Origin of the sequence: Photobacterium sp. 2_MG-2023 (genome assembly GCF_030547675.1) — a bacterium.
GTDB classification, from domain to species: Bacteria; Pseudomonadota; Gammaproteobacteria; order Enterobacterales; family Vibrionaceae; genus Photobacterium; species Photobacterium arenosum.
The window spans coordinates 1-10,066 of record NZ_JAUOQQ010000044.1; the positions used below are offsets into that span (position 1 = coordinate 1).

Annotated in this window: 5 protein-coding genes, 1 tRNA gene, 1 rRNA gene and 1 riboswitch; of the genes, 5 read left to right on the forward strand and 2 right to left on the reverse strand. The window is 50.3% G+C overall.

The features are described from left to right. Positions 1 to 216 precede the first annotated feature (216 nt). The 3 genes from Q4491_RS21185 to metA all read left to right on the forward strand — a co-directional run bounded on the left by Q4491_RS21185 (position 217) and on the right by metA (position 1,571). Positions 217 to 292: transfer RNA gene (locus Q4491_RS21185), tRNA-Thr, on the forward strand. A gap of 7 nt (positions 293 to 299) precedes the next feature. Further along, a 5S ribosomal RNA gene (rrf, locus tag Q4491_RS21190) occupies positions 300 to 415 on the forward strand. Positions 416 to 629: 214 nt separating this feature from the next. Further along, positions 630 to 1,571 carry a homoserine O-succinyltransferase gene (gene metA, locus Q4491_RS21195; RefSeq protein ID WP_237794572.1) on the forward strand — a complete coding sequence of 314 codons (942 nt, stop codon included), beginning with the start codon at positions 630 to 632 and terminating at the stop codon, positions 1,569 to 1,571. Positions 1,572 to 1,631: 60 nt separating this feature from the next. Here the strand turns inward: metA and Q4491_RS21200 are convergent, their stop codons facing one another. Beyond that, positions 1,632 to 2,969 carry a sodium:proton antiporter gene (locus tag Q4491_RS21200; protein ID WP_192015897.1) on the reverse strand — a complete coding sequence of 446 codons (1,338 nt, stop codon included), beginning with the start codon at positions 2,967 to 2,969 and terminating at the stop codon, positions 1,632 to 1,634. Between the two features lie 199 nt (positions 2,970 to 3,168). Here Q4491_RS21200 and metH point away from each other — a divergent pair, with 199 nt between their 5' ends. After that, entirely contained in the window at positions 3,169 to 6,837 is a 3,669-nt protein-coding gene (metH, locus tag Q4491_RS21205; protein ID WP_303460725.1) for a methionine synthase, read from the forward strand. Between the two features lie 65 nt (positions 6,838 to 6,902). Here metH and lysC read toward each other — a convergent pair whose 3' ends face one another. Further along, positions 6,903 to 8,282, reverse strand: coding sequence for a lysine-sensitive aspartokinase 3 (gene lysC, locus Q4491_RS21210; protein WP_225445171.1), 1,380 nt, complete (start codon positions 8,280 to 8,282; stop codon positions 6,903 to 6,905). A gap of 103 nt (positions 8,283 to 8,385) precedes the next feature. After that, positions 8,386 to 8,567, reverse strand: a riboswitch (Lysine riboswitch). A 257-nt stretch (positions 8,568 to 8,824) separates the two neighbouring features. On the opposite strand from lysC, the gene Q4491_RS21215 reads away from it, so the two are divergent. Then, positions 8,825 to 9,943, forward strand: a complete 1,119-nt coding sequence (locus Q4491_RS21215; protein ID WP_192015881.1) for an alanine--glyoxylate aminotransferase family protein — start codon at positions 8,825 to 8,827, stop codon at positions 9,941 to 9,943. Positions 9,944 to 10,066 lie beyond the last annotated feature (123 nt).

A 10,066-nucleotide genomic window follows, 5' to 3' on the forward strand; every position in this document is an offset into this window, starting at 1 on the left:
AGCAGCGCCGATGGTAGTGTGGGGTCTCCCCATGTGAGAGTAGGTCATCGCCAGGCTTTAATTGCCAATTTGTCTACTGTAGCTTGCCGCTTTTGAGTGCTGCGATGCTCATGTACTGAATGTACATTGCGCTTCTCGCATCAAAATCGTCATCGCACAGCGACAAATTACTCAAACAAAGCAGTGAAGCGTAAGACTTTGTTTAGATAAGAATTTGCTGGTATAGCTCAGTTGGTAGAGCGCACCCTTGGTAAGGGTGAGGCCCCCAGTTCAAATCTGGGTACTAGCACCAGAATTTGCTTAGTGACAATAGCGCTGTGGAACCACCTGATCCCATGCCGAACTCAGACGTGAAACGCAGCAGCGCCGATGGTAGTGTGGGGCCTCCCCATGTGAGAGTAGGACATTACTAAGCACCTCCTTCAAAACCCAGCCTTCGGCTGGGTTTTTTCATTTCTGTTATCTGCTATTTTCAGCGTCTCTTTCGCTAGCCTGCTGCTTTCATTAGAATTATTCATTATGTTCTTAACTATCTATAATTCTTTTAATGCGGTAAAGCTTGCAGTGTGAGTAGAAATTCTATAATTTTTGGGTATCTGGACGTCTGTACATCTTAGGGAGAGCAACACATGCCCATTAAAATTCCTGATCAGTTACCGGCAACTGATATTCTTCGTAGTGAGAATATCTTCGTCATGTCTGCAAAACGCGCTGCCAGTCAGGAAATTCGCCCGCTGAAGGTATTGTTGCTTAATCTGATGCCGAAAAAAATTGAAACTGAAACTCAGTTTCTTCGTCTGTTATCAAACAGTCCTCTGCAGGTTGATGTTGAGTTACTGCGGATTGATAACCGCCCGACGAAAAATACGCCAACGGAGCATTTGGATACGTTCTACCGGCAATTCGAAATGGTGAAGCACAGAAATTTCGATGGTTTGATTGTGACAGGTGCTCCGCTGGGCTTAGTGCAGTTTGAAGATGTGCTGTACTGGGAAGAAATCCAGGCCATTCTGACCTGGGCGAAAGGGCACGTGACTTCGACCATGTATGTGTGCTGGGCCGCTCAGGCTGGGCTTAAGCTGATGTACGATTTACCTAAGCGTACCCGCAAAGAGAAATTATCAGGTATCTACACCCATAGGGTCCACAATCCCCATCATCCTCTTCTGAGAGGTTTTGACGATACCTTTTGGGCTCCCCACTCGCGCTATGCCGACTTCTCGCCTGAGTTTTTATCGGAGCACACTGATCTGGACATTCTGGCCACCTCAGATCAGGCAGGAGTGTATTTAGCCGCCACCAAAGATAAGCGTAATGTCTTCGTGACAGGACATCCTGAATACGATGCCCATACATTACATAATGAATATATGCGTGATCTGGGAGAGGGGATGGAGCCCAAAATCCCAGTAAATTACTATCAGGATAATGATCCGGATAAACCGCCTGTTGCGAGTTGGCGCAGTCATGGCCATTTGTTATTTGCCAACTGGCTGAACTATTGTGTCTATCAGCAAACGCCTTATGATTTGGATCACTTCTCGGAAGATAAATTCACCAAGGACGACTGATTGACGTTGCCCTCACAAATAAAAAGACCTGCCAAAGCAGGTCTTTTTCATCGTCAGTATTCAGGATTTGGGATCGGTTTCCGGTTGTTGGTGAGCATGAGCGGTTTGTTTGTTCTCTTTCGCTTTCTTCGCTTCCCAGGCTTTAGCTTTTTCGATCATAGGTGTAATGGTAGAGCCCTGGATCAGGATAGAGAACACCACGACTGAATAGGTCATCACCAGAATTATCTCTTTCACATCAATATTTTTCTCCGGAATAACGATAACACCGGCAGGGATCGCCATCGCCATCGCCAGAGCAAGACCACCACGCAAGCCACCCCAAGTGAGGATCTTCACCGACTCGGGATTGTATTGGCGGAAACGTTTAAAGCCAAGGTACGACAGCTTCACACTCAGGTAGCGCGCCAGTAGCACCAGCGGCACAGCTATCACCATCAGTGTCCAGTCTTCCTCATGGAAGCTGAAAGACAGCATGCTCATACCAATCAGCAGGAAGAGTACACCGTTCAGGAATTCATCAACCAACTCCCAGAAGTGATCCAGATGGTCTTCACTCTCTTTAGAAAAGCCGATATAACGGGTCCAGTTGCCTATCATGATACCGGAGACCACCATAGCTAGCGGCCCGGACACATGAATAACATCGGCAAAAGCATAACCAGCCGTTGGGATTCCCAGAGTCAGCAGAAGTTCCATGGAGTGATCGTCTGTCGAACTGATCAGATAATGGAACAGCAGGCCGAGAACAAAACCATAGGTTATGCCACCAATGGCTTCCTGCAGGAAAAGATGGCCAACACCCAGCACAGTAGGTGCTTCATCACCAAAGGCGATGGTAAACAAAGTGACGAAGATGACCAGGCCAAATCCATCGTTAAACAGCGACTCACCTTCAATTTGTGTGGAGATGCGGCGCGGCGCGTGCAGTTTTTTTACTATCGCCAGCACGGCTATTGGGTCCGTCGGTGAAATTAATGCGCCGAACAGCAGGCAGTAAATCAGGTCTAACTGGATTCCCAGCATCTGGCATATCCACCAAAGGCTGCCACCGATGAAGAATGTGGAAAACAGTGTGGCCCCCAGTGCCAGAATGGTGATTTCCCATTTTTGATCTTCGAGATGTGGCAGCTTGATCCCTAAACCGCCAGCAAAAAGTAAGAAGCCTAAAATGCCTTTTAGCAGAAAGCTTTCGAAATCGATCTGACCCAGCTGTTCCGCAGCAATTTCTTCGAGGTGAAACCAGCCGTTGTGGCCTGCGATCACAATTCCGAGCGATAAAATAATAGCACCGGCTGTGATGGCGATAGTGGTTTGCATCTTGCCTATTTTGTGGTTAATAAAGGCAATAACCATCGCAGCGGCGGCGAGAAAACAGAGGGTACTGTATACCGACATCCTTGATCCTCATCTGTTGTTAAAGTGTTAAGCAAAAATTGTGACAAAATATAAATGCTCGGGCCTCTGATAGCCATAAAAACTTTAGGCTTACGCTTGGATAATAAGTTTTCGCAAACGATATATGGACGTCTAGATTTCCAATCAGGCTGTGATAGGATGTTAGCAGCTGATAGGTTTAAGTGTAAGGAAGTAAGCAGTGTCGAAGGGTACGGATTTATTACAAAAGCGACTTAAGGAACAGATCCTCATCATAGATGGGGGCATGGGCACCATGATCCAGAGCTACAAGCTGGATGAAGAGGATTACCGTGGTGAACGTTTTTCTGATTGGCATTCGGATCTTAAAGGCAATAACGATCTGCTGGTACTCTCCCAGCCGCAACTGATCAAGGATATTCACTCCGCTTATCTTGAAGCCGGCGCTGATATTCTTGAGACCAACACTTTCAACTCAACGACTATTGCCATGGCTGACTATGACATGGAGAGTCTGAGTGCCGAGATTAATTTCGAAGCGGCAAAGCTGGCTCGTCAGGCGGCTGATGAGTGGACGGCGAAAACACCGGACAAACCACGATTTGTAGCTGGTGTTCTCGGTCCGACTAACCGTACCTGTTCGATATCACCGGATGTGAACGATCCCGGTTTCAGGAACGTGTCGTTTGATCTATTGGTAGCAGCGTATTCCGAATCAACCCGCGCCCTGATAGCTGGCGGGTCCGATATCATCCTGATTGAAACTATTTTTGATACCCTGAATGCCAAAGCCTGTGCGTTTGCCGTGGATAAGGTCTTTGAAGAGCTGGGCGTGACTTTGCCTGTTATGATTTCAGGCACAATCACCGATGCCTCCGGCCGCACCTTATCAGGACAAACCACTGAAGCTTTTTACAATTCTCTGCGACACGTCAAACCTATTTCATTTGGCCTTAACTGTGCATTGGGTCCGGATGAGCTGCGTCAGTATGTGGAAGAATTATCACGTATTTCTGAGTGTGCGGTATCAGCGCACCCGAATGCCGGTCTGCCAAACGCATTCGGCGAGTATGACCTTGAAGCGACAGAAATGGCTGAGCATATCAAAGAATGGGCGGAGTCCGGCTTTCTGAACCTGGTGGGCGGTTGTTGTGGCACCACGCCAGAGCATATTCGTGAAATGGCCCGGGTGACGGAGAATGTAGCGCCACGTCCATTGCCTGAGATTCCTGTGGCCTGCCGTTTATCAGGGCTTGAGCCGCTAACCATTGAAAAAGACACTTTATTTGTCAATGTCGGTGAGCGGACCAATGTGACAGGTTCAGCCCGTTTCCGTAGGTTAATCAAAGAAGAGCTTTATGACGAAGCGCTGGAAGTGGCACGTCAGCAGGTGGAAGCCGGTGCTCAGATCATCGATATCAATATGGATGAAGGCATGCTGGATGCCGAAGCTGCCATGGTGCGCTTTCTGAACCTGTGTGCCTCTGAGCCTGAAATCTCCCGTGTCCCCATTATGATTGACTCATCCAAGTGGGAAATACTGGAAGCTGGCCTTAAGTGTGTGCAGGGTAAGCCAATTGTTAACTCAATATCTCTCAAAGAAGGTAAAGAGAGGTTTGTTGAACAGGCGAAACTGATTCGCCGCTATGGCGCAGCCGTGATTGTGATGGCGTTTGATGAAGTGGGTCAGGCCGATACCCGTGAGCGTAAGATAGAGATCTGTACCAATGCCTATCGCATTCTGGTTGATGAGGTGGGCTACCCGCCGGAAGATATCATTTTTGACCCGAACATTTTCGCAGTAGCTACCGGGATTGATGAGCACAATAACTACGCGGTTGATTTCATTGAAGCTGTAGGAGACATCAAGCGCACTCTGCCACATGCGATGGTGTCGGGTGGTGTTTCGAATGTGTCTTTCTCGTTCCGTGGTAATGATCCTGTGCGGGAAGCGATTCATGCCGTGTTCCTGTATCACTGTTTTAAAAATGGCATGGATATGGGCATTGTGAATGCCGGTCAGCTGGCCATTTACGATGACCTGGCAGACGAGTTACGCGAAGCCGTTGAAGACGTTGTATTGAATCGCCGGGATGACTCTACCGAGCGCTTGCTGGATCTTGCGGATAAGTACCGGGGCAGCGGCGAAGCGGTAGAAGATAAAACAGCCGCTGAATGGCGCGGCTGGCCGGTCGATAAACGCCTGTCCCATGCGCTGGTCAAAGGGATCACTGAGTTTATTGTTGAAGATACCGAAGAAGCCCGTCAGAACGCGGAAAAACCGTTAGAGGTGATTGAAGGGCCTTTGATGGCAGGTATGAACATAGTCGGTGATCTGTTCGGTGAAGGTAAAATGTTCTTGCCTCAGGTGGTGAAATCAGCTCGGGTGATGAAACAGGCCGTCGCTTATCTCGAACCTTACATCAATGCCGAGAAGCAAGTCGGACGCACTAACGGCAAAATACTGCTCGCCACGGTGAAAGGCGATGTGCACGATATCGGTAAAAATATTGTCGGAGTGGTGCTGCAGTGTAATAACTACGAGATCATCGATCTGGGCGTCATGGTGTCTTGCGACAAGATCCTGAAAGTGGCCAAAGAAGAGAAGGTCGATATTATCGGCCTCTCCGGGCTGATCACTCCTTCACTTGATGAAATGGTGCATGTTGCCAAAGAAATGGAGCGCCAGGGCTTTGATCTTCCTTTGCTGATTGGCGGGGCTACAACGTCCAAGGCCCACACGGCAGTCAAAATTGAGCAGAACTACCATGCCCCTGTCGTTTATGTCTCAAACGCCTCGCGTGCTGTAGGGGTATGTTCGGCACTCTTGTCGGATGCCCAGCGGCCAGCGTTTGTTGAGCGCCTTGACAAGGAATACGAGGTAGTGCGGGAGCAACACGCCCGCAAGCGTCCACGAAGTGCTCCTGTCAGCCTGGAAGCTGCCCGCGCCAATAAAGTGGCGATTGACTGGAATAGCTACACTCCTCCCGCGCCGCAAAAGCCGGGGATCCACGTGTTCAAGGATTTTGATATCGCGACATTGCGGCGTTATATCGACTGGACGCCCTTCTTTATGACCTGGTCGCTGAGTGGTAAATATCCCACCATTTTGCGCCACGAAGTAGTGGGTCAGGAAGCCCAGCGCCTATTTGATGATGCCAATCAGCTGCTGGATGAGATCGAAGCCAGCGGCATGATAAAGGCCAATGGTGTCTGTGGCTTATTCCCGGCCAATAATATTGGTGATGATATCGAAGTCTACACCGATGAGACCCGAACCCAGGTACTGACAACCTTACGCGGACTGCGCCAGCAGACAGAGAAACCCAAAGGGCCGAATTACTGTCTGTCGGATTACATTGCCCCGAAAGAAAGCGGTAAAGCTGACTGGATTGGTGCCTTTGCGGTAACCGGCGGAATCGGTGAATATGAGATTGCCGATCAGTTTAAAGCCAAAGGCGATGATTACAACGCGATTATGATTCAAGCGGTGGCAGATCGTCTTGCTGAAGCCTTTGCGGAATTCATGCATGAGACTGTCCGTAAGGAGATCTGGGGCTATGCGCCGGACGAGAACCTGAGTAACGAAGATCTGATCCGTGAGAAATACCAGGGTATCCGGCCAGCGCCAGGCTATCCGGCTTGTCCGGAACACACAGAGAAAGGCGAGATCTGGACATTGTTGGATGCGGAGGCCAATACCGGCATGATTCTGACAGAAAGCTACGCCATGTGGCCGGGGGCGGCCGTATCAGGCTGGTACTTCTCACATCCGGAATCGCGCTATTTTGCCGTTGCACAGATCCAGCGTGACCAGATGGAAAGCTACGCCGAGCGCAAAGGCTGGGGTGAGATCGAAGCGGAGAAATGGCTGGGGCCTAATCTGTGATAGCTGTTCACTGAAGACAAAAAGGCGCTCAATGAGCGCCTTTTTTACCGGAACGGGACGTGAAATTACTCAAAAATCTTACGGTGCAGATTCTGAGCAATAGGCATGGCATGTTCGGTTTTAACCAGGAAGCACAGGTTGTGCGGGCTGGCACCGTAGCAAATCATACGCAGCTTGTACTCGTCCAGCGAATCGAACACGGTACTCACTGAACCGGCAGTCTGACTCATGCGGTTACCAATCAGCGAAATCAGGCACAGATCCTGTTCAATCTCAACGCGACACAGCTCACTGAGCGCGGCATGCGCCCCCGGAGGCAGCGTGGGTGCGCCGCCGCCTGTATCGGTCTGATCCATGGTCAAAGACACGCTGACTTCAGAGGTAGAAATCAGATCAACAGAGACCTTATGCTCAGCCAGAATCCGGAAGACTTCGGCCAGGAAACCATAAGCATGAAACATGTTCAGGCTGGTCAGGGTGATCAGGGTCTGGTTCGAGCGCAGTGCCAGCGCACGGAACAGCGGTGCTTCAGTAACGGATTTACGGATCCAGGTGCCGCCTTGCTCTGGTGCCCTGGACGATCCAACAAACACAGGGATCTGACGGCGAACGGCCGGGATCAATGTCGATGGATGCAAGATCTTGGCGCCAAAATTGGCCATCTCAGAGGCTTCGCTGAAGCTGATTTCTTTGATTGGCGTGGCTTTGGGCGCAATACGCGGATCTGTGGTGTACATGCCTGGGACATCAGTCCAGATTTCCAATGTGCCGGCACTCACCGCCTCAGCCATAAGGGCGGCACTGTAATCACTGCCACCGCGGCCAAGTGTTGTTGTGCGACCTTGCTCATCACTACCGATGAAACCCTGAGAAACGATAATCTTATCCTGCAGCAGAGGTAATAGCTTTTCCTCTGTCAGTTGACGAATCATTTCCTGTTCAGGGCTGGCTTTACCAAAGCGGCTGTCAGTACGCAGCACTTCCCGGATATCGTAACGCAATGCGTCAGCACCCATCTCACACATGATTTGCGTAAACAGATGGGTAGACAGCAATTCACCGTTGGCAACCAGTTGATCTGTCAGCTCAGCCGATTTATGTTCTGCGGCTTTTATGGCAAGTTCGGCGACCTGATCGAGCAGTTCATCAATGTTACCCGCAACCTGTTCAGGCTGCTGTAAATCCGCCAGCACGCTGTGGTGAATGGCGCGAAGGCGCTCCATCAGGTTATGTCGGTGCCCGGCATCGGCCACGCCGTTGGCCAGTTCGACTAAAATATTAGTCACACCGGAACACGCACTGATCAACACCAGTTTGGTTGTCGGATTATTGATAACTATCTTAGCACTACGGCTCATTGCAACGAAATCAGCCACACTAGTGCCGCCAAATTTTGCGACTGTGATTTCAGCGTTCAACGCTGAAGAAGAAATTACAGGGCTCAATGTGATCTCCCACTTAACAAAGCGTAAACATGGGGCAAAATTTGGGGAATCTTTCCGACTTGAGTGTCAGAAGAGCCATTAGGCGAGACGTACTAAGACTGCTGCTACCAGAAGCTCTCCACCTGCACTGGATGATGCAGGTGACAGCCAGAAGGATTCAACCTTCAAAGCCGATACGGCAAGCCCCCTGTCTCACCGTATCTCGGCGTTGCTCCCCCTCTCTATGGTGCTTTGGGGTGGGGCCCCGCCGCATAGATACCTGGATAACGCGCCTCTTCCGTTTTCACCTGAAAAATGAGCTTTCTCAGGGTGAACAAAAATTGCCCTTATTGAATATGAGAGGGGGGGCTTTGTCAATGCTTGAATGCATTTTTCTGTGTCAAGATTGTTACTGACTTTGCATAAATTTGCCTGCCTGGTTTCAGGTACGGGTGGTTCTGTTATGCTCGCTAGGAATGCCCTGTAAAAGCGACTGTTGCCAACAATAACTAATGCACTGAATTTATAAGTAACTTATGTGTCTGTGCAGATGGAGAAGCCTTATGACAATTCACAGTTTTTACCCACCTCAACGCATACTGATGGGACCCGGTCCGTCGGACATTTATCCGCAGGTGTTGCAGGCGCTCAGCCGCCCGACTGTCGGTCATCTTGACCCACTGTTCATTGGAATGATGGATGAGCTTAAGCAATTGCTTCAGTATGCATTTCAGACTACCAACCCATTTACTATAGCGGTATCTGCGCCGGGCAGTGCAGGAATGGAAGCCTGTTTTGTCAATCTGGTTGAGCCGGGCGAGAAGGTGATCGTCTGCCGTAACGGGGTATTTGGCGAGCGGATGCGGGAAAATGTTGTGCGCTGCGGCGGTGAAGCTGTGCTGGTGGATAATGAATGGGGAGAGCCGGTTGATCCGCAAGCCGTTGAAGCAGCACTCAAAGCCCATCCGGATGCGAAAATACTGGCTTTTGTGCATGCGGAAACCTCAACCGGTGCACTGAGCGATGCTGAAACCTTATCCCGTTTAGCCCGTGACCATGACTGCCTGACCATTGTTGATGCGGTAACCTCATTGGGCGGGGTGCCGCTGAAGGTTGATGAATGGCAACTGGATGCCGTGTACTCAGGCAGTCAGAAGTGTTTGTCCTGTGTACCGGGCCTGTCTCCGCTGACCTTTTCGCCGCGGGCCGTGGAGAAAATTCAGCAACGTAAGACACCGGTTCAGAGCTGGTTTCTGGATCAAAGCCTGGTGCTGGCCTACTGGAGTGGTGAAGGTAAGCGCAGCTATCACCATACAGCCCCTGTCAATAGCTTGTATGCGCTGCACGAAGCACTGGTTCGTTTACAACATGAAGGGCTGGAAAATGCGTGGCAGCGCCATGCCGAGATGCACGAGTTACTGCGCGATGGCCTGGAAGCTATGGGGATCCGCTTTGTGGTGGATGAGAAAAGCCGCTTGCCGCAACTCAATGCTGTTTTTATCCCTGACGGGGCCGATGATGCGAAAGTGCGTCAGACTCTGCTGGAAGAGTATAACCTGGAAATCGGAGCCGGCCTGGGGGCTCTGGCCGGAAAAGCATGGCGCATTGGACTGATGGGATACGGTGCACGTAAAGAGAATATCGCTCTGTGCCTGAAGGCGCTGGAAGAGGTGCTGAAATAATTATCAGCAAGGAAAAGATGCGGCTGCCCGGGCAGCCGCTTTTTTTTGGTTCATCTCGGATCTCCGGGGAAGACTGATCGTATTTTCAGAAAGAAATAACCAGTATCTCGATAGCCATAAGCC

Excerpts from the sequence above, each read along its gene's own strand:
- metA (WP_237794572.1), top strand. The coding sequence starts at position 630 with ATGCCCATTAAAATTCCTGATCAGTTACCGGCAACTGATATTCTTCGT.
- Q4491_RS21200 (WP_192015897.1), bottom strand. The coding sequence starts at position 2,969 with ATGTCGGTATACAGTACCCTCTGTTTTCTCGCCGCCGCTGCGATGGTT.
- Q4491_RS21215 (WP_192015881.1), top strand. The coding sequence starts at position 8,825 with ATGACAATTCACAGTTTTTACCCACCTCAACGCATACTGATGGGACCC.